The following is a 20,487-nucleotide window of genomic DNA, read 5'->3' as shown; positions in this document are numbered from 1 at the left end:
ATGTTGTCAATTAAAAGTTGAGATTAAGTCCCAACAAGAATGTTCGTGGTCGTGGGTACAGGTTGTTGTCAATTCCGCCGAATACTTCGGGGTCTTGTCCACTATACTCTGTAAGTGTAAATACGTTCTGTACAGTTCCTGAAATTCTGAGTGATGATACCACATCCAGAAAGTTTTCAACGGTATATCCTATGCTTACATTATCCAGCCGGATAAAAGAAGCATCTTCCAGGTAGTGGTCAGACCGATACTGTGCATTCTGGAATGGTGCGTCGAAGATATACGATGTTGGGTTGGTCAGGAACCCTGTGGTATTGGTGATCTGGCTAAAAATCGCGTTGTTGGATGCAACGTTATTGTATACATAGTTGCCAACGTTTGCCCGGGCCGCAAAAGACGCGTCCCAGTTTTTATGCTCAAACCGTGATGAAATACCAAATGTCAGGTCCGGATTAGGACTTTCGAGACGGTATTTATCGTTGTCGTTGATAAGACCATCGCCATTTCTGTCGACATAAAGACCTTCGACAGGCAATCCTTCGTTGTTGTAAACCTGCTCAAAAACGAAGAATGAATTTCTCGGATGACCTACACTATGAACCTGGATGGTATTGCCAACACCACCGGCAATTCCACCGGTTTCGACGCCGATAAATGACGGATCGTCGACCGTGGTGAGTTTCGTAATCTCGTCCTGCGTATAGGTTGCATTAAATGAAACCTGCATGAACGTATTTTCTGTTGAAATAAGCCGGCCGGTTATATCAAACTCGAGTCCCTGAACTTCCAGGTTACCCACGTTAGACAGAATACGGTTAGTAAAGTTTGTTCCGGCAGGTACAGGTACAACATTCAGTAAATCCTCTGTCTCTCTGTAAAATGCTTCAACAGAACCAAAGAACCGTTCGTCGAGAATGCTGTAGTCAACACCAATATTATAGGTCGTTGTTTCTTCCCATTTCAAATCAACGTTATAGCCTTCAGGCCGAAGCGTTGTAATGAAACGGTTGCCAAACGAGTATCGTGCAGTGGGTTCACTGCTTGTATAAACGGGAAGGTAAGGATAGTTACCCTGGCCAATTCGCTGCTGACCTGTAACACCATAACCCAGCCGGAGCTTCAGTTCGCTTAGCCAGTCTGTGTCCTGAAGGAAATTCTCTTCATTCAGCTTCCAGGCAAGTGCAAATGATGGAAACAGCCCCCAGCGGTTATCTTCCGAGAATCGGGATGTTCCGTCATTTCTCAGTGTAGCCGTAAGGAGATATTTATCTTTGAACGAATAGTTGGCACGGCCAAAGAATGATACAATATAGTACTCAGTAGCATAGTTGGTATCGTTGAATACATCTACCGGATTACCGTCCAAATCTGTATTCGCACTACGTGAAAAGTTTGATCCCCGTTCCTCATGATGCTCCCAGGAATATCCAAGAGTCAAATCGAGATTACTGTCGTAGTCTTCCAGGTCTTTAGTATAGTTGAGGTAGAAATCGAGCAGCTCGTTCTCTTTACTCTGGGTGTAATCGGTGAGATTACCGCGAGCATTGTCGTCGCCCCCGCCTGTCCATGCAAAAGCTGCATTTTCAGGGACACGTACTTTACCTGAGCTGTTCAAAATGCCCAAAACATCCGTTCCAACATCCGAATAGTCAAAGCCTGCATTAAGGGTTGCCGTAATGTTTTCTGCAACAGGGAGATCGTAATCAAGTTTGATGTTACCCAGTGCACGGTGAACCGTTGATTCATCATTTCGCTGTTCAATAAGTGCGAGCGGATTTGCAGGGGCAATTGGAATCGGGCTTCCGTCACCGTCAAGCCATGTAAAATATCCACCAAACTGATTATTTCCTTCCACGTGTACCGGCTGAGTAGGATCGAAAGAAACAGCAGTTCCAATGGCACCGCCATCAGCAAACCTGTTGTTGATTCGAGAGCCGCGAAAGTTCAGTTCGGTTCTGAGCGAATTGTCTAAGAATGACGGGTTTAATGCTATTGAACCACTGATTCGATCATTGTACGATGTTTTTAGTACACCTTGATTTCCTGAGAACCCAAGAGATACACGATAGGGGATATTCTTATAGGAGTTCGTAACACTGATGTTATGATCCTGCGAGAATACATCCCGGAACACCTGGTCTTGCCAGTTAGTAGTATCTGATCCAAGATTACTGGCAACAGATTCACTAAACCGCTCATTTACGAGCGACTGAAATTCACCTGACCCAAGAACATCGACGCGATCATTGTTTGTTTGATATGCATAGCGCCCGGTGTAATTCACCTGAAGCGGCTGCCCTTGCTCACCTCGCTTTGTGGTAATCAAAACAACCCCGTTTGATGCCCTCGAGCCATAAATAGCTGTCGCTGACGCATCTTTTAGTACGGTAATAGACTCAATATCATTTGGGTTGATGGAGTTAAGCGGGTTTCTCATCCCTGAAATCCCACTTTCTTCGAGCGGAAGTCCGTCTACCACAAAAAGCGGGTTGTTACTTGCTGAAAGTGATGACCCGCCACGAATACGAATAGTAGCGCCGGCTCCCGGAGCACCGCTGTTTGATGTAACAGTTACACCGGCAGCTCGTCCCTGGAACAGTTCCTCAGGTGAGGTGATGGCTCCTTCATTGAAATCGCGGGAGCTAATTACATTTACCGATCCAGTGTTATCGCCGCGTTCCTGAACGCCGTACCCGATAACTACAAGTTCATCAAGTGCTTCTACATCACTCTGCATTTGCACGTTAATAGTTTCTCTTCCATTCACCGCTATTTCCTGGCGAATGAATCCAAGGTAGCTGAATATCAAAACGGCGTCTGGTTCAACGGTTATTGAATATTCACCATTTAAATTGGTTGCGGTTCCACGATCGGGCTGACCCTGAACCACGATATTGACACCGGGCAGTGTGTTACCGGTCTCGGCCTCCGTAACCGTTCCGCTTACAGTGATCTGTGACTGGGCAAATGCACTAACCGCAAATGCACTGAAGCCAAAGACCATGACTAACATCAGTATTAGTTTTCGTTTCATTTACTTTGAGTTTTGGTTATTCGTTTAAATGAAAATTATTAATCTGTCGAATTTCTTGTGGTTGAACCGTTAAAATGAAAGCGCTTACTCATCCCGTAAATTTAAAATAGGAAAAGGTATAGAAAAGGGCTTTTTTCTAACGATTCTCTATAAGTTAACAAATCATTATGAAAATGATGTAAACGCTTACATTATTTTAATTTAGGAGTAAAATACATTCGCCTGAAAAATTTCGTAACATATTAAAATGCTGATAATATTGTATTTACGATAATAAGTAAGGGGGCAGTCCCGGCGATTATCGTTATTTAAAAGAGTAAATTAAATAAATCAGTTTTGAGTTTTTTGAGAGCAGTTTTAGAAAGCTGTTTAAAACCAACTTTTCAAGCAAACTAAGTGACGTTTTTGTGATTCAAATATTTGCGCAATTACAGTTAATTATGTCATCATGTATTGTTGAAATACGTCTTCCGTTTTTAGAAAAACGGGATCAAAAACTGATTATTATTGAAGAGAAGATTTGGCAAACTAACTGAATCATTTTTGCCAGGGGAGATGGTCCAGGTCAACGTTGCCGCCGGTGAGGATGACTCCGACCTTCTGGCCGTCTATATTAATTTTCTTTTCAAGAATAGCAGCCACCGGAACGGAACATGATGTTTCGATGATAATATTCATGCGTTCCCAGATAGTGCGCATGGCAAGGATGATGGACTCATCACTTACCGTCAGTATATCGTCGACATTTTCTTTTATGATAGAAAAAGTCCGTTCACTGAGAGTCGTCCGCAAACCGTCTGCAACGGTCTGAGTGGTATCAAACTGTTGTAGTGTGCCCGATTTTAATGATTGGTACGCATCATCAGCCTTTTCCGGTTCTGTTCCAATAACCTGAATATTCGGCATCAGTTGCTTTGCCGTGATAGCCGTGCCGCTGATCAGGCCGCCGCCACCCACAGGAGCCATTATGATATCCAGACCGGGGTGATCCATGAGAAGTTCGTGGGCACAAGTGCCTTGTCCGGCAATAACTTGTTCATCATCGTAGGGATGAATAAAGTGGGCTCCAGTATCATCAATCACATCCCGGAGCGTTTCTTCTCTCGCTTTTTGGTTTGATTCGCAACGGATCACTTTTGCTCCGTAGCCTTTAACTGCATTCAGCTTCACAGTGGGGGAGTTTTCAGGCATCACCACATAGGCCGGTATTCCACGCATTTTAGCGGCAAGTGCCAGCGCCTGTCCATGGTTTCCTGATGAGTGGGTCGCAACTCCGGCAGAGGCATCACTTTCAGAGAGAGAGTAGACTGCATTACAGGCGCCGCGAAATTTGAAGGCACCCGCCCGCTGAAAATTTTCACATTTAAAATAAATCTCACCACCGGTTTGTTCATTCAAGGTCCGGGATGTTAATACCGGAGTATGGTTGGCGAATGGTGATATTCGGATTACTGCGGCTTCAACGTCTGTGTATGATGGTAATACTGGAGAATTATTGCCCATGATAATCTCTAAATTTTTTTGAAAATGAATCAATTTCTAAGATAATGATAATAAATCAGCGGGCGAAGTTTAATGAATTGTTGAAGTATCATACGCTTCAAGAATTATCTTTTGTAGACCGGCACTTCCAACCCGACAAAGAATTGTCGGGCTACTGAGCGGTCGTCTATTTAAGACTTGGGTAAGTTAACTGCAAACAAAGCACGTCCAATTTTCAAAACTAGTTTTGAATATGTTTATATACATATAATTGTCTGATATTTGCCGATCACAATCATTCAGTCCCGCAAGTAAAGTCCTCTTGGGGTATAGTACTTATGAAAAGCATGATCTTAAGGGGCCCTGCAAAACCTTAAAAAAATCCTTCCCCGAAATTATAGAGAAAGGATTTTTGTATCAGTTCAGCCCTCTAACGACAGTGCTATAAATTTGATTAAAAATGAATCACCAGGCCTGACCAGGCTGCCCCAAGCCCGCTGCCATAGGCTTCAGAATTTGGCGAAGCCGCTATTCCGGCACTGAATTCAAAGTTTCTGAATTCAAGGCCCGTTCCGGCGTGATAGGTCGCGCTGCTATGTCCGCCTGAGCGATAGCCAACGCGAAGCGGAATTCGGTTCAATAGTCTGTACTCTGTCCCGAGCGCCACATGCATCCGCTCGCTGTTTGTGCCGGTTGATGTGTAGCCTGTTCCAACATCCGCCATTATACTGAATTTACCCAGCAGGAGATGGGTTCCAATATTCAGCATCATGGGCAGTGGTTTGCTGAATTCCGAATGCTCCTTTGTAACCAGATTTCCATAAATCTCGCTGCCAATGCTGTCTTTAACAACTGACTCAAAATACTTGTTCTCGTCTCCGCCAAACTGTTGATCTATGATTTCGCTGTCGTATGCAATCCCTTCCCAGGTGAAATTGTCGGCAGCTGAAAAGCTTCGGGTACGATCGTTTATCTTTACAGAACCAACATCAGTAAGGGAGACCCCAAGTCGAATTTTTTTCTCGCCTTTGAAAATACCCAGGTTGAAAGCAGACAGGTGATCGATGTCCATCTCAAGCGTGGCACCAAAGTCAAAACCAAGGGATTGTCCTTTAAAGCTTGTGAAATCCTGCGCTGATGGATCGAGATAATCCCCGATTTTAGGATTCATTTGCTGTGATCTCATCTCATTAAATTCCGCGAGCTGATCCGACAGGTCTCCGGCTACTTCTATTGAGTAATTAAAATTATGCTCAAGCCGGCCATTTTGCTGGGATGATGCATCCTCAATCTGCAGCGAAGAATCGAGATTTAACCTGGCATAATTGACGCCCATCAACAGCTTAGGAGCGACACCCACATGAAGTTTGACATTTCGGCCAAAACCAAAGAGCTGATCCCGCTTAAGAATTGTTATGGCAAATCCGGCCGAGATTTCATTATAGACAAGAAATTCCTGGTTGGTATTGACGGCACGGGCTTCTGCAAAATGGTCTGCATCAAAACCGCGAAAAATCAGATCGGCGAGCCCGCGTGAGTAGCCTGAATTGCCAAGAATACGGGCACGGGAAGTGATGCTTACGCTCCAGTTGTTGTTCCTAACAGCAATGCCAAGCGGGACGATGCCAACATCCATATTCATACTCCTGACATCTGATGAGTTTTCACCAAACCACTGGTTAAGCATGTTATCCCGGGTTGCGCCTTCAATCACCCGGCCGGTTGTAAGGTAGTCGTTATAGGTCTTTATATTGACAAGACTTCCGCCAACATTTGAATAAATGCCGCCCGCAAGTCCAACCGTCACGGCGGGGCGCTTGCTGTGGTTAATCATCAGGTTAGCGGGATTTATGAAATTGGCGTGATAGAGATCCTGGTAGGCCGTTCCTCCACCGCCAAGCCCGATATTTTGCGCTGTCAGATGCCGGGATTGTGCTTTAACGAACTCCGGCGACATAAGCCAGAAGGTGCTGATAATGCAAAGTGTTGTGAGCAGAGTAAAAAGTGGTTTCATGTCTTTCATTTTAGGTTCCTCTCTCAATTAATTTTATTTCTGATGACAAAATTACCGCTCACGGAGATGCTGACATCATCTGTATTTCTGATTTTAACTTCTTCAGCATTTGAACTGTTGAGTCCGGCGGTTAATCGAACATCACGTGTTTTATTGAGCTGATCCAGCTGCTCGCGGTTGAGAGAGATAATGGTATAATCTTCGGCAGATGATGATGAAAAGCCATCACCACCGGTGCTGGCTGCCTTAAACTCAATTGGCAGACCACCGGAAAGTGGGAGAGAGGTAAGACTTGTTCCCGTGTCATCAAGCATTTCGAGCTGGAGATTTACACCAAGTGGTATATTGTTGATATATCTTATTTTAAGTGATCCTTCTTCGAGAAAAGAATCGTCATCCGGACCCGGAAGGTCACTCAGATCAGCTGACGTGGTATCGGTAAACGTAGCCAGCTCTGCACGAAGAGCAAGTGGTATATTAACCGCAATGGATGGTTTAAATTGAACCGGATTTGTAATACGGCCGGTGTCGCCTTTTTTGTTAATGTCGGCCAGGCCAACAAATCGGATCGATACGGGAAGCCGATTGAAAAATTCAGAGATGTTTGAATTATTCCTATCAAAGGTTTTCGAGAAAATATCCTCAGGATTTCCGCTGCCCTCGATGTCAAATTTGATCAGAGACTCTTTTGGTATGGGGGTGCCGTTCATTATAAGCTTTTCGGAACTGTCACCGGCAAGCACTTCTGTTTCCGTTCCGGGCATACCACTTAGGAAAAATTCATTTCCGTTAGCGTCTGTTCCCAGGAAAGCCGCAATCACAGATGTTGAAATGTTTACGTTGGTTTGATAGATGACATTCAGACTTGCCTGAGTAAATTCGATGCCTTCAACTCGTCGCGAAATCTCATCAATACCGTCGATGTTGATGACTTCAGCTTCAAGATCATTCATGATCTCGGCTGTGGCACCATCTGACGCCACATCCATATTGAGCAGCACCTGCCGGTTTTGAACGATACCGAACACTTCTCTAACGACAAGATCCCGGAGTCCTACCTGGGCATTCACCTCATCGGAGGAATTAATGATTCGTGAATCTGATCCATCTGACTGCTGGGTGTCTTCAGTGATGGCAAATATGTTATAGTTGATGGTGTTGTTTGTTGCATAAATCCGGATATCATCAAGCGAAACAGACCTTGATGTGGGAGTGGTCGTATTGCGCTGAATTTTGCTATCACCGCTAAAGTGTATCACAAGTGAATCTTCAGCAGCATACGGCGGAAGCCTCAGGGCGGGAAAGGAGATTTGCAGATCTTCAATATCTACATCAATTGAATTAATGATTTCATCGACAAGCAGTTCGCCTGATGCAAATTCTGCATAATGCTGCTGGTCTGTAAACAGAAATTCATTTTCCGAAAAAGCAGTATTGCCTGATGTGTGAAATTCCTGTGCCGGAATAATGGCATCAACTTGCGTAGCAATCAGGTTTTCCCCTTCAACACTCTGAACAATTAAATCGCCGGGATCAGCTTTCATTAGCTGGCTGCTCCAGGCAATAGTTACATTTACGTTAATGTCCCTAAGGTCAACGGCAGCATCAACCTGGCTTTCATCAACAAGTTCAATTCCTTCCATTCGCGTGCTGCCATGTTCAAAATTACTGACTGATACGATACCCAGTGACTTCGTTTCGCTGAATAGTTCTAATGTAAGATCGTCCAAATCAAAGCCAAGTTCGTTCCGAAAGGTGAAGACGATAGACCCGCTTTTAATTTGTGCACTCACAAAATAGTCGGTACTCAAATCTATATTTACAGGAAACGGAGATTCAGCACCGGGAATAGGATCGCCCGCTTGTAAAAGTGATGGTTGTCCTGTGAGGTCTTCAAACCCAGCCTGACCTACATTTCCGCTGCCATTTTGTGATGAGAAACTGCTCAGTTCAATTTCACCAACCTCAGTACTGATGGCTGTTGGGGCTACTTCAATTGCCGGTATCGCATTTTCGATATCACCAAAATCAAACGACTCTTCACGGGAAATGGTGATAAAATTTTCGCCGTCGATAGACAGCAGATCATTCAGGTCTGCGCTTGACGTATCAATCAGTGCATTTGAACCGCCAAAGAACTGGAAGTTACTTTCTGCAATAAAGGGCGTATCTATTTTACTGGATAAGATAAAGTCAGGGCTTTCAGGCGCTTCGCACTGTGTTAAAGCAGTTATAGCAATCACTGAAAATAGCAGTAGATGTAGTTTTTTCATGGCCAATTTATATGTCAGTTGTCCTGAGATAGACTTTATTATTGAAGAGAACGTAGTCCCGTTATAGCTAAATCATTGCTGTTTAATCTGGTAGACAGCTTTTTGTATTATCGGTCTGAGAAGAGAAGTATTAAATAATTTTAATATTTGATAGAGTGAGCAAATTGAATCGAAGAATTGGCCACAGAGGTCACAATGGTACAACCTGGAGTGGGGGATCCCGGCTCAAGGACGGGATGACTTATGGTTCGAACCCGCGATCCCGAACATCGTCATCGCGGACTCCGATCCGCGATCTCCCGTTTTTGCATGGCGAAGAATTGGCCAGAGAATGTATTGATCGCTCAGGCAGGAATGGGAGATCCCGGCTCAGGGCCGGGATGACTCATGGTTCGAACCCGTGATCCCGAACATCGTCATCGCGGACTCCGATCCGCGATCTCCCGTTTTTGTATCCAGGAAAGAAGTTGCCACTGGCAGAATCGATGGTTCGAACTGAAATGGGAGATCCCGGCTCAGGGCCGGGATGACTCATGGTTCGAACCCGTGATCCCGAACATCGTCATCGCGGACTCCGATCCGCGATCTCCCGTTTTTGTATCCAGGAAAGAAGTTGCCACTGGCAGAATCGATGGTTCGAACTGAAATGGGAGATCCCGGCTCAGGGCCGGGATGACAGTAGATAGTTTGGCGCTCTTTTCTGAAGCCAGTTATTAATTAACTCGCAGAGAGTAAAAAGAGGCAGGGCTTTTTTTGGAGGTCTGGAGTGGGGCTGTTTTTCCATTCCATGATGCGGCGGGTTTTCAGAAACTGGTCATCAGCCGTAAGGTTGCACGCGATACAAAGTTTTGACGACGGCCGGCATGTTTGAAGCAGCTGCTCAAGCAATGACATGTTTCGATGGGGCGTCTCCATAAAAATCTGCGTTTGTGATGAGGAAGCAGATTCACGTTCCAGTTCCTGGATTCGTTTTTGGCGTTCGCTATCATTTATAGGCAGGTAGCCATGAAAAGCAAAAGACTGGCCGTTCATCCCGGACCCCATCAGCGCTAATAAAATAGAGGACGGGCCTACAAGCGGCTGAACGCTGTACCCATTTTGATGGGCAAGATTTACAAATTTTGCACCGGGATCAGCCACGCCGGGGGCGCCGGCCTCAGACATCAACCCAACATTACCATCTTTCAGAAGCTGCAGAAAACTAATGATTTCGTGATCCGGTGTTTTTTTATTCAGTACGCGAAACGTCTGTTTGTAGTCCGGCGTTGGATGGTTAACCCACTGAAGAAAACTCTGGGCGGTCTGCATTTTTTCAACAACAAACGTGTTAACCGTCCGGATAATATTAAGCGTATGCTCCGGTAGAACGAGGTTCTCTTTGCGTCGTGCGATCGGTGTAGGAATCAGGTAAAGGGTATTCGGGGATGAATCAGGCATTAACTGTATCTAAGCGTTCAATTTCGAGTGTATCCTCGCCGTGACGAAGTCGTCTGATGGCAAATCGGCTTGCGAAGCCAGATACAATGAGTGTAAAGATTAATCCAAGAGATGAAACCGCCATATTTACAAGGACAACAGATTTTTGCAGCTCGTAGACAGTCAGCATTACAATTGGCTTAAATGATTCGGCCAGGTAGCGGATAGGGATTTGCTCAGATTCCATAATTACCTGGGCCATCTGAACAGGCAAGGCAAGTTGTTCGGTTACGGTATTGCCATCTCTGGTGGTGAAGCGGAGGATTACATAGCCATTTGTTTGTGCGGCAATTTGTTTTACATCAAACTCCAGAACATCGGCCACATAGCTTTCGCCTTCGGTATAGGTTTTCTCAATTCCGTAATAGATCAGAACCTGGTAGCTACCCTGGAACAGGAAGTAGGCGGGAAGAAGCCAAATCAAAAAAATGAAATAATATTTATTCATCGAACTAAATTAGGGGGTTATGTGGGGTGATGACGCCTGCCGGTGAGACGACTCCACCTCTTTCATCTGCTCTATCATGGCAGGATCAAAAATGAGGCGCTGCTGGAAATCCTGGTGCATGTGATTACTTGACATATGAAACCAAAACGCTATTTGAATACGATCGAAAAATACGGCTTGAACAGTCGTATCGCCGGTATACCTGGAAGTGCCAAAATCGATCCCGTTTAACAGTCCCATACGATTATCGTAGATGGCGCCATAATCAGTGAAATCGCGGCGGATACCCGATTGTCTTTCCATTGGCCATCTCATCCAATCCTTTACCCGCTGGCTAACGCCGGGTGAAATCAGCTCATCTCTAACCATCTTTTCCAGGAGGTCGGTCATTTCAGATGCTGTAGTTTTTGGAAATAGTGCAAGGGCATCGCGTTCCTGCATAAACGTATTGCCCAGGCGATTGTCCTCCATGTATGAAAGAGTGTTCTCGCGAAATTCCGGATCATTCAAAAAATTATCGGCGCGATCAATAACGGAATCACGATAGTCGATTGGCTCCTTAACAAGCTCCAGATCGTAAATATTTTCAGCCTCCATATCACGAATGCCCGGGGATATCGTAAGATAAAGGCCGGAGTAGGGCAGCGGCATGTCTGTATTATTGAGTGACAGTGTGTCTGCCAAAGCCGTCCATCTGTCCTGTCCAATGTGCCACCAAAGCTTATCGGCCAGTGAAAGTGCATTAAACTCTGCAAGAAGCTGCAATGTGTTATCAAGCGATAATTCATCATTGTCGTTTAACCAACCGCGTTCCGATGCAGCAGTGTAGCTTATTTCATGCTCAGACCGGTTCACACCCGGGAGAAGGTGATCTGTGACCTCACTCCAGCTTACGGGCATATCAGGTGATGCAGCACCCGATTCAATCATTTCCGCAGCAGCAACAAGAATGAAAAAGTTAGCCGTGGTTCCCATCGGACGTTTTACATGCTCCATAAAACGAATCGTGGAATCGGGCGTTTCAATCACGCTGCTGACTATAGATACATGATCCGGATTTTGGTCGATATAGTTCGATAGTCCACGCAGGGAATAAGTCTCCTCAACCCACTGGCTACCTTCAACCATTGCGTCCCGGTTATCATAAAACGTGTTAAATGCGTCCCAGTTGAAAGCCAGGATGGCACCAAATATCACCACAGCCGTGACAAAGAACGCGGCAAAAAATTTAAATACTCTTGCCATAAAATTAATCAGTTGTTTTTGAAAAAGTTATTTGTTTGAAGCAGCCGGTAGTAAAATCGATCTGGGTCGCGGTAGTAGACCAGCGCATGATACTCTTGCCGGCTTCGGGTAAAGGAATCATCCAGGGCGAGATCTTTTATCTCGTTATTTTGAACGACAACGTATTTGTATGCGTAAGTGCCGGTTTTTATGATTCCGTTTGTACGCCATCGGTCGGTGTCCTGATGGTATTTTAATCGATAATCAGATCTTAAAGACCAGTTTGTAAAGTCTCCAACGAGATAAATGTCTGAATCATTGTTTAATTGACGATCGGTATCAAATCTGAAATGGACATTTCCGTACCGTGCACTTAATGATGTATTCGCCCCGCTTAGATTTGACAATGGCGTTTGATTACGATTTGCGGTAAAACCTTGCACATCTTCAAATAAAACGACTCGCGGAGGTATTTCTGACGGGTCATATTCAAGGATTTGCGGATCTTGCTGGGTAAGGTCGGTAAGTGAGAGTAACTGAAATTCATAATCACCTACAAACGAATTATTCCGAGTGACTTCAAACCGAACCTCTCCCGGTGTAGATGTATCCAGCTCACCGGCCTCTTTAGCACGTCCCCAAAACTGATTCTGGACGTAATAAAATTCCAGATCAAACTGGGGTGTGGCTATAAATTCCGGAGTTTCAAATATGCTTTCCGGATTGTGAGAAACTCTGCCTTCCTCTCTTGGCACGATAACTGTTTCAACCTGTGAAATAATACCTCCCTGGTTTTCGCTAACAAAAAAGGGCATTGAAAAAAGCAGGTTTCCGGAGTCGGCATCTTCAACCTGCAGCATGTAGTTGCCGCTGACCAGAAACTCAATATTCTCATTTGGAAACTCGTACTGGTAATTCCTGTAATCCGGCCGTTCAGTCCGGCTTACACGCCCAAACGGCAGCATCAGGTTAAAATATCCTTCTTTATAGAAGTCTTCCGCCAAGCTTGAGCGGCTCCAGTCGGGATTATGATGGGTGAAAGAAATAGATAGCTGGCGCGATTCAAATTCAAGAAGATCAAATGACAGGCGAAGCTTTTGTGAACTGTTAAGCTGTATGATCGGGGCCGACAGGTTGTTTCCGGAACGATGCAGTTTTACCGAATATACGATGTCGCTTGCATTCACCTGACCGGGAACTGTAAACTGATTTTCGAGTGGCGTGTAGGATTTTTTATTGTTTGTTTCTGAACTACTGGAGTTCCGTGATGTCCCACACTGAAGTAAAGCCAGCGACGCAAAAAGTAGAAACAAAAATTGCTTAGAGGTAGAAATGGCCATCAAATACAAATGCGGTTGGACCTTCAAGTTTAATAGAGGAATAATGTCCTGAATGCTCTGAAAACGAAAAATGGACGGTAAGCGTGCCTCCTTTTACATTTATTTGATAGTGATAGTTACCCCCGCCGGCATCCTGCATATGATGCCATGCAATACCGGACGCAATAGCACCGGTTCCGCAGGCAAGCGTTAACTGTTCCACGCCCCGTTCATATGTTTGAAGGGAAAGAGATTCGGGCTTGGTACCTGAAATAAAGTTTACATTTGTACCTGCTGGTTTAAATTCATTATGGTAGCGCAGCTCACGTCCCTTTTCAACAAGATCAGTTTCTTCAGCAAGCATGTCTTCTGAAACCGGGCATACAATGTGCTCGGTGTTAGTGTAAACATTCAGAAGTTCGGTGCCTTCCACAATTTGTTTATAAACTTCTGTCTTGAGAGGAAAGTGAATTATGGCTGAATTTGTCTGCGTTTCGGCACGATAAACTTTGTCGTGAACTCTGAAACTAAACGTGGACGGCGCGCCAAGGGTAACGGCATAGTTTGCGAAGCAGCGCGCCCCGTTTCCGCACATACCGGCATCGCTGCCATCGGGGTTTTTGTAGGTCATCACAAGATCAGCTTCTTTTGTACGATCGTAATGAAGAGCGATTACACCATCAGACCCAACGCCGAACTTCCGGTTGGAAAGCCTTGGCGTCAGTTCTTCAATCTGTTCATTCGAAAGATTGAGTGTTCGGTTATCGAAAAGAATAAAGTCGTTCCCGGCTCCGTGCATTTTTACGAAAGGGAAAGATTGCAGGTTTATCATACTAAGTGTCACTGTATGCCGGCAGATGTTTCCAGGCAGTTTCTGAGGTGATCAATGGCTCAATTCCCCGCATCAGGTTTCCATACCTAAATGCAAGGGCCGTAAAGATAAGCTTAAATTGTACATTATGATAGAAGAGTCCTTTTAAATCCTGCAGCTCCTCAATCATTCGTTCAAGCTTAGCTTCACCCAAACCCTCACAGAATTTTTTGATCACATCAAGCTGGTCAATGTTTGTGATGAGTGTTTTATTGCCGGTTTCCCGGTAGATCATTATATCTCGCAGAAGTTGCTCCAGAGTATTCGACAGGGCAATTTGACTTTCAAGATTCAAATCTGACTGCCAGCCTTCGATCAGCTGAACGAGGGAGTGTGCGTCCTGCGTGTAAGCGTACCGAAGAAAGTCGACCGTCTGTTTTCTTGTCTGTTGGAGTGTTTCCAGATCAAGAAAACGGCATAGGGAGTAATTCCCGCCGGAAATACGGGCTAAAAATTCAGCGTCTTCTTTATTGTATCCATCATATTCTATCAGGCCGTCCCGCACCTCATCATGCGATAAAGGTGACAACCGAATTTGCTGGCAACGCGACATTATTGTAGGCAGAAGCTGGTCGGTTTTATCAGCTGTGAGAATGAACATCACCTCGCCGGAGGGCTCTTCAAGAAGTTTCAGAAATGCGTTTGCCGCCTCTTTCCGCATAGTATCAATGCCGGTCAGTATCATGATGGTTCGTCTGCCTTCATTCGGTTTCAGAACGGTTTTTGGACGAATCTCTTCACGATAGTAATCAATGAAATAGAAGGCGCGTTTATTTTTTGAACTGCCATCTTTACCCAGTTCCGGGCGCAGTGAAAAATCAACGATCTCATAGGGATCTTTGGTAAGAATTTTTTGACGCTCGGTCAGTTCCGATATATTTGCTGAGGTAGGCAGCGGGATAAACAGGTGGATATCAGGGTGGGAAAACCAGCTTGATTTCTTGCTTTTAGCTGTTCCCTTCAGGTCAGTCAGATTGTCCACTCCATTGATCGCCTCCGCCATCATAAGTGCAAATGCCGTTTTCCCGGAACCAGCTGGCCCGGTAAGCAGGTAGGCGTGGCTCAGCCGGTCAGATGTAAATATTCGTTTGGTTTGATCGAGTGCGTGGGCCTGCCCCACAATCCTGCGATCGCCAAGCTGAACTTGTTCATCTATAATGTCCATTAGTCCTCCCAAATAAAATCAAATAATAAAACGCCGGCGGTAATCGTAACGCCACAGTATCCAATCAGGGCGGTTAGGTCGTCAAGAGCATCTGGCGTGGCGCCTTCGATGAGTGCACTTTTTGTGACGGATGTTAAAATAAGCAACAGCGGCACCAATAGCGGAATGCATAACACAGAAAAAATTGAACCCTTGCGGTCGGCTTTTGCAATCATAGCTGAGGTTAGGGTTGTAACCGCAGCCAGCCCCGCCGACCCAAATAGTATTGCGGCCACAAAATATGGGAAACTGACAATCGACATGTTCATCATAAACAGGTAGAAAAAGAATGTGAAAATATGCAGTATCAACAAGAACAGGAAGTTGTAAAGAATTTTTCCGGTGAAAATATCCGTGGGCTGAGCATGTAGTTTTAGCAGATCCCATGTTTTTTTATCTGCTTCCTGTAAAAAAGAACGCATCATGCCGGTCATGGCGGCAAAGAGAATGATGATCCATACCAGGCCGCTTTTCGGTGTTGGGTTCATCTGATCTGCACGCAGTGTGAATAAAATTAGCAGAAGAGAGGCGCCCGTGAATGCGAGAAGTGTGTTTAACGCATAGCGCGTGCGAAGCTCGATCGCTATCTCTTTTTTAAGAATTGTAAATGCCGGTTTTACCATCTGCCAGTTTGATATTTAGTAACCTGTAAGGTATGGAAAAAGAGCAGGAGGGACGCAACGGTTTTTTATTGTTTTTGGTAATCAGAAGTTGTGTCTGCACACATCCCTATTCTCCCCGCTGTCAAACTCGAAATAGTATCATTAACAATCGTTGCCCGCATTTTTTGTGGGACCGAAAAATTGCGTATCATGCAAAAATTGACAAATTAAAAAGTAAGCAATCTACTTTGCTACATTCGTTATTTAGCAGAATTTATGGATATTAGCACACTATTAGACAGGTCAACAATTGCCAAAGGGCTTGAGGTTGCTGATAAGAAGGAACTTATCAACAGTGTCGTTGATCTACTCGAGCCTAAAGTGAATAAAGAACAGCTGGAAAAAATTCGTCAGTCTGTGTTTGACCGTGAAGAGATTATGTCGACCGGGGTTGGCAAACAGCTTGCAATTCCACACGGTAAATGTGATTCCATCAGTGAAACCCTTGCAAGTTTTGCCGTTCTCGATGAGAGCGTAGAATTTGATTCCATCGATAATCTACCTGTTAAAATGGTCTTTTTGCTCGTTGGTCCTGAAGATAGATCGAATCAACATATCAAGCTATTGAGCAGAATATCACGGCTCATGAACAGTTCTACATTTCGTAACAAACTACTTGAGTGTGAAAACCCCGATGAGATTTTTGAGACATTTAAAACTGAAGAGAAAGAATATTTCGGGAATTAGAATGATCAGCTCGTGTAGCAACGCAGTGAAAGTCCTGGTCTTTGGGCTGATTCTGTTTCCTTGTCTCAATCTCACCGCTGACGGGCAAGACAGATCTCCTATTCGTGATATTATAGAGAATAGCGCTGCCTCATCTTCATTCTGGTCATTCCAGGTACGCAACTCCTCTGGTGATATTTTGGATGCGTATAACGGGGACTTCCTGATCCGTCCCGCATCAAACCTTAAGCTGGTAACCTCAGCTGCCTACCTCGATCAGCTTGGCCCGGATTTTCAGTTTGAAACCAACTTGTACGGCTCGGGTGAACAAAGCGGAAACCGTTGGAATGGCGATCTCTATATTCGCGGTGCGGGTGATCCATCAATTAACGGCGAGGCATACGAAGATCCGATGTTTCTTTTCCAGCACTGGTTTTCAAAGCTCGACTCCATGGGCGTTGAAGTTATTGATGGCAACATCATTGGACATCACGGATATTTTGATGACGTACCGTATCCGCGCGGCTGGGAGTGGGATGACCTGAGCTATTATTATGCGCCCGAAATTAGTGCACTCTCTTTTAATCAGAACGTGGTTGACCTGGAGGTCAGGGCAGATGGTGATCCCGGATCAAAGCCGAGTATCACATGGTTTCCGTTTGAAACGCCTTACGTTCAGTTTATCAATGAACAACGGATCACGCCGGCAAGTACATCGTTTGATGAATCCTACCGGAGGGAACTTGGCAGCAATACCATCTACCTGAGAAGTACGTTGCCGGAGGGGCATTACGAGACCGAACCGCTGAGCGTGCATAACCCGTCACTTTATTTTATTGATACATTTAAGCGGTATCTTCAGCTGATGGGCATCAGGGTTGAGGGGCAGTTGCTGCTGTCTGATGAACCTATTGCGTGGAATGATGGCGGGTTCACGGAGCTTCATAGCCATCGCTCGCAGCCGCTTCATACCATGATAGATCGGCTTAACAGGGAGAGTGATAATTTATACGCCGAAATGCTGCTGAAAACGCTGGTTGCTGAACGATACGGCGTGCCTGGTTCAACTGAACTTGGTTTGGAGCTGGTGAAAGGATTTATGAATACCCACGGGTTTGATACAACCGCTGTAGAACTTCGCGATGCATCCGGCATGGCACCGGCCACACTGCTGAAAACATCCGACCTGAACCGTTTTTTGGTTGATATGCAACAGAAACCTTATTTTGATATTTACTATAACAGCTTGTCGATAGCCGGCCGCAATGGTACGCTTCAATACCGATTCTATAATAGTAATATCGCCAGCAACTTTTTCGGGAAAACCGGATTTATGTCGGGAGTTCGTTCCATTAGTGGTTACCTTAATACCGCTGGCGGTGAGCGTCTGGTAGTAACCATCGCCACAAATAATTATACCGTTCGAACGGCGGTTGTTGACAGAATTCATCAGCAAATTCTGGACTATCTTTATTCACGGTACTGAGCCGACTCTATGCCCGGAAAATCAAATCCAACCATTCTTGTAACTGACGACGAAAAGAGTATCCGCAATAGTTTGCGTGAGATTCTTGAGTTCGAGAATTATACAGTTTTAGAAGCCGAAGGCGGGGAAAACGCCTTACGTCAGGTTCAATCAAATACTGTTGATCTGATGATCCTGGACATCAAAATGAAAGGGATGGACGGGATTGAAGTGCTTGAAAAAGTGAAGGACATTAAACCAGGACTGCCGGTGATCATGATCAGTGGTCACGGTACTATTAAGATTGCCGTTGAGGCTACAAAAATTGGCGCATTCGATTTTATTGAAAAGCCACCAGATCTGAACCGCTTACTCATTAGTGTTCGTAATGCACTCTCTCGCAACGAATTGATTGAAGAGAACAGGCGTATAAGAACGGAACTGAATAATGTTACGGAGATGGTAGGTCAGAGCGCTGCGATCAGCCGCATCAAAAAGACGATTGAAAAAGTAGCACCCAGTACCAGCCGTGTACTTATAACCGGCGAAAACGGAACGGGGAAAGAGCTTGTGGCGCGATGGATTCATGAAAAAAGTCCCCGCGCATCAAAGTCATTTGTAGATGTGAACTGTGCCGCGATTCCGACTGATCTGCTCGAAAGCGAGCTGTTCGGCCATGAAAAAGGTGCATTTACAGGGGCTTCTGAACAGCGCATAGGAAAGTTCGAACAGGCGAGCGGCGGCACGCTTTTTCTGGATGAAATTGGAGATATGAGCCTCGATGCGCAATCAAAAGTATTGCGCGTTTTGCAAGAAAACCAGGTGACCCGCGTGGGCGGAAGCAAACGAATTGATGTGGATGTACGACTTCTTTCGGCAACTAACAGAGATCTCGAAAAAGAGATCCGAGAGAACCGGTTTCGCGAGGATCTGTTTCACAGGATAAACGTGATTCCCATTCATGTGCCGCCGCTTCGGGAAAGAAAAGAAGACATCCCTGTGTTAGCCAAATGGTTTTTGTCGCGGCTGTCACAGAAAGATATTATTTATGCCGGGAAATCCTTTTCAAATGATGCTCTTGATGAAATGAAAGAGTTAAGCTGGCCAGGAAATATTCGTCAGCTGCAAAATGCTGTTGAACGCATGGCGCTGCTGTCTGATGGGGATGAAATTACACGTGATGATGTGATCCGCCTCGCTACAATGACAGGCAGCGATAACGGCGGACTTGACGAGCTTCTGGAGCAGTCGCTCACGTTTCAGGAGTACAAAGAGAAAGCCGAGCGCTATTACCTGATCAAGAAACTGGAAGACCACGATTGGAATGTGTCCGCAACTGCTGATGCGATCGATATTCAGCGGAGCCACATCTATAATAAAATGAAAAAATACGATATAGAACGATAATCACGCTTATGACTTCACAAATTATTGACGGAAAAAAAGTTGCTAAATTAACACGCGACCAGATCCGGGAGGATGTTGAAAACTGGGTCAGCCAGGGAAACAGGGCGCCGTTTCTGCAGGTGCTTCAAATAGGAACTGATCCGGCTTCCTCAACTTATATTCGCGCTAAAACAAGAGCATGCGCTGACGTAGGTATCGAAACGGGAACAAAACATTTGCCGGATACGATGTCGGCGAAAGATCTTAAGCATGAGATCCATAAAATTAACACAGATGATTCGGTGGATGGCATCCTTGTTCAGCTCCCGCTGCCGTCGCACTTGTCATCTCACGATGTAATTGAAAGCATTGATTACCGGAAAGATGTGGACGGGTTTCACCCGATGAATGTCGGGCGGCTGGCTGTTGATCAGCCAACATTTAAATCGTGTACCCCGGCGGGAATTTTAGAGCTGTTTAAACATTACAGTATCCAGGTGAAAAGTAAGCATGCGGTGGTTGTTGGGGCGAGTAATATTGTGGGTTCACCGATGGCCATTATGCTCTCCCGCGAAAATTCGTCAGGCAAAGCTACCACCACAATTTGCCACAAATACACAAAGGATATCACTCGCCACACCATTGATGCAGATATCCTGATTGTTGCTGCCGGTCAGCCCGGTTTGATTAAAGCCGAGATGGTGAAAGAGGGCGTTGTCATCATTGATGTTGGCATCAATCGCGTGGCTGATGAAACCACAGAAAAAGGGTACAAGCTTGTTGGCGATTGTGACTTTGAAGGACTCAGGGAAAAAGCGAGCTGGATTACCCCGGTGCCGGGCGGCGTGGGGCCAATGACGGTAGCCATGCTGATGAAAAACACGCTTCTTGCAGCTAAGAAATCGATTTATCCCGATTAATAAAACTTTGAATGAAACATTATTACCCTCCTGAACCGAGATT

The 20,487-nt window shown here is 45.2% G+C and carries 15 protein-coding genes; 4 read left to right on the top strand and 11 right to left on the bottom strand.

The genetic code is table 11. The features are described 5' to 3' along the window. Window positions 1–10 precede the first annotated feature (10 nt). From AABW11_RS00835 to AABW11_RS00785, 11 genes are all read right to left on the bottom strand, one after another. On the bottom strand, window positions 11–3,034 hold the full coding sequence (locus tag AABW11_RS00835) for a SusC/RagA family TonB-linked outer membrane protein (protein ID WP_340102596.1): 3,024 nt from the start codon (window positions 3,032–3,034) through the stop codon (window positions 11–13). 537 nt (window positions 3,035–3,571) lie between these two features. Next, window positions 3,572–4,537 (bottom strand): threonine ammonia-lyase, encoded by a 966-nt coding sequence (locus tag AABW11_RS00830; protein WP_340102595.1) that lies wholly within the window; start codon window positions 4,535–4,537, stop codon window positions 3,572–3,574. Between the two features lie 433 nt (window positions 4,538–4,970). After that, window positions 4,971–6,530, bottom strand: a complete 1,560-nt coding sequence (locus AABW11_RS00825; protein ID WP_340102594.1) for a DUF5723 family protein — start codon at window positions 6,528–6,530, stop codon at window positions 4,971–4,973. Window positions 6,531–6,553: 23 nt separating this feature from the next. Continuing rightward, the gene (locus AABW11_RS00820) at window positions 6,554–8,803 is read right to left on the bottom strand and encodes a hypothetical protein (RefSeq protein ID WP_340102593.1); all 2,250 of its coding nucleotides are present in this window, start codon (window positions 8,801–8,803) and stop codon (window positions 6,554–6,556) included. 717 nt (window positions 8,804–9,520) lie between these two features. Beyond that, complete coding sequence (locus AABW11_RS00815; protein WP_340102592.1) at window positions 9,521–10,240, bottom strand: SAM-dependent methyltransferase; 720 nt, start codon at window positions 10,238–10,240, stop codon at window positions 9,521–9,523. Further along, window positions 10,233–10,727, bottom strand: coding sequence for a hypothetical protein (locus AABW11_RS00810; protein WP_340102591.1), 495 nt, complete (start codon window positions 10,725–10,727; stop codon window positions 10,233–10,235). Before AABW11_RS00810 ends, AABW11_RS00815 begins: the two co-directional genes overlap by 8 nt. A 9-nt stretch (window positions 10,728–10,736) precedes the next feature. After that, the gene (locus AABW11_RS00805; RefSeq protein WP_340102590.1) at window positions 10,737–11,972 is read right to left on the bottom strand and encodes a hypothetical protein; all 1,236 of its coding nucleotides are present in this window, start codon (window positions 11,970–11,972) and stop codon (window positions 10,737–10,739) included. Window positions 11,973–11,980: 8 nt separating this feature from the next. Further along, on the bottom strand, window positions 11,981–13,291 hold the full coding sequence (locus tag AABW11_RS00800) for a type IX secretion system plug protein (protein WP_340102589.1): 1,311 nt from the start codon (window positions 13,289–13,291) through the stop codon (window positions 11,981–11,983). Further along, window positions 13,272–14,102 (bottom strand): diaminopimelate epimerase, encoded by an 831-nt coding sequence (dapF, locus tag AABW11_RS00795; RefSeq protein WP_340102588.1) that lies wholly within the window; start codon window positions 14,100–14,102, stop codon window positions 13,272–13,274. Before dapF ends, AABW11_RS00800 begins: the two co-directional genes overlap by 20 nt. A 1-nt stretch (window position 14,103) precedes the next feature. After that, entirely contained in the window at window positions 14,104–15,306 is a 1,203-nt protein-coding gene (locus AABW11_RS00790; RefSeq protein WP_340102587.1) for a DNA polymerase III subunit, read from the bottom strand. Beyond that, window positions 15,306–15,968 carry a heme exporter protein CcmB gene (locus tag AABW11_RS00785; protein ID WP_340102586.1) on the bottom strand — a complete coding sequence of 221 codons (663 nt, stop codon included), beginning with the start codon at window positions 15,966–15,968 and terminating at the stop codon, window positions 15,306–15,308. The genes AABW11_RS00790 and AABW11_RS00785 overlap by 1 nt, the downstream gene beginning before the upstream one ends. 255 nt (window positions 15,969–16,223) lie before the next feature. On the opposite strand from AABW11_RS00785, the gene AABW11_RS00780 reads away from it, so the two are divergent. The 4 genes from AABW11_RS00780 to folD are packed head-to-tail and all read left to right on the top strand — an operon-like array spanning window position 16,224 to window position 20,444. Continuing rightward, entirely contained in the window at window positions 16,224–16,694 is a 471-nt protein-coding gene (locus tag AABW11_RS00780; RefSeq protein WP_340102585.1) for a PTS sugar transporter subunit IIA, read from the top strand. Continuing rightward, window positions 16,651–18,159, top strand: a complete 1,509-nt coding sequence (dacB, locus tag AABW11_RS00775) for a D-alanyl-D-alanine carboxypeptidase/D-alanyl-D-alanine endopeptidase (protein WP_340102584.1) — start codon at window positions 16,651–16,653, stop codon at window positions 18,157–18,159. The genes AABW11_RS00780 and dacB overlap by 44 nt, the downstream gene beginning before the upstream one ends. Before the next feature lie 9 nt (window positions 18,160–18,168). Then, window positions 18,169–19,545, top strand: a complete 1,377-nt coding sequence (locus AABW11_RS00770; protein ID WP_340102583.1) for a sigma-54-dependent transcriptional regulator — start codon at window positions 18,169–18,171, stop codon at window positions 19,543–19,545. Between the two features lie 8 nt (window positions 19,546–19,553). After that, window positions 19,554–20,444 carry a bifunctional methylenetetrahydrofolate dehydrogenase/methenyltetrahydrofolate cyclohydrolase FolD gene (gene folD / locus AABW11_RS00765; protein WP_340102582.1) on the top strand — a complete coding sequence of 297 codons (891 nt, stop codon included), beginning with the start codon at window positions 19,554–19,556 and terminating at the stop codon, window positions 20,442–20,444. The last annotated feature ends 43 nt before the right edge of the window (window positions 20,445–20,487 follow it).

It is taken from the genome of Rhodohalobacter sp. 8-1 (genome assembly GCF_038150125.1).
GTDB lineage: Bacteria > Bacteroidota > Rhodothermia > Balneolales > Balneolaceae > SW132.
This window is presented reverse-complemented; position numbering and strand designations above follow the sequence as displayed.

Excerpts from the sequence above, each read along its gene's own strand:
- AABW11_RS00820 (WP_340102593.1), bottom strand. The coding sequence starts at position 8,803 with ATGAAAAAACTACATCTACTGCTATTTTCAGTGATTGCTATAACTGCT.
- AABW11_RS00825 (WP_340102594.1), bottom strand. The coding sequence starts at position 6,530 with ATGAAACCACTTTTTACTCTGCTCACAACACTTTGCATTATCAGCACC.
- AABW11_RS00830 (WP_340102595.1), bottom strand. The coding sequence starts at position 4,537 with ATGGGCAATAATTCTCCAGTATTACCATCATACACAGACGTTGAAGCC.
- AABW11_RS00835 (WP_340102596.1), bottom strand. The coding sequence starts at position 3,034 with ATGAAACGAAAACTAATACTGATGTTAGTCATGGTCTTTGGCTTCAGT.
- AABW11_RS00780 (WP_340102585.1), top strand. The coding sequence starts at position 16,224 with ATGGATATTAGCACACTATTAGACAGGTCAACAATTGCCAAAGGGCTT.
- AABW11_RS00815 (WP_340102592.1), bottom strand. The coding sequence starts at position 10,240 with ATGCCTGATTCATCCCCGAATACCCTTTACCTGATTCCTACACCGATC.
- dapF (WP_340102588.1), bottom strand. The coding sequence starts at position 14,102 with ATGATAAACCTGCAATCTTTCCCTTTCGTAAAAATGCACGGAGCCGGG.
- AABW11_RS00805 (WP_340102590.1), bottom strand. The coding sequence starts at position 11,972 with ATGGCAAGAGTATTTAAATTTTTTGCCGCGTTCTTTGTCACGGCTGTG.
- AABW11_RS00810 (WP_340102591.1), bottom strand. The coding sequence starts at position 10,727 with ATGAATAAATATTATTTCATTTTTTTGATTTGGCTTCTTCCCGCCTAC.
- AABW11_RS00785 (WP_340102586.1), bottom strand. The coding sequence starts at position 15,968 with ATGGTAAAACCGGCATTTACAATTCTTAAAAAAGAGATAGCGATCGAG.
- folD (WP_340102582.1), top strand. The coding sequence starts at position 19,554 with ATGACTTCACAAATTATTGACGGAAAAAAAGTTGCTAAATTAACACGC.
- AABW11_RS00800 (WP_340102589.1), bottom strand. The coding sequence starts at position 13,291 with ATGGCCATTTCTACCTCTAAGCAATTTTTGTTTCTACTTTTTGCGTCG.
- AABW11_RS00770 (WP_340102583.1), top strand. The coding sequence starts at position 18,169 with ATGCCCGGAAAATCAAATCCAACCATTCTTGTAACTGACGACGAAAAG.
- AABW11_RS00790 (WP_340102587.1), bottom strand. The coding sequence starts at position 15,306 with ATGGACATTATAGATGAACAAGTTCAGCTTGGCGATCGCAGGATTGTG.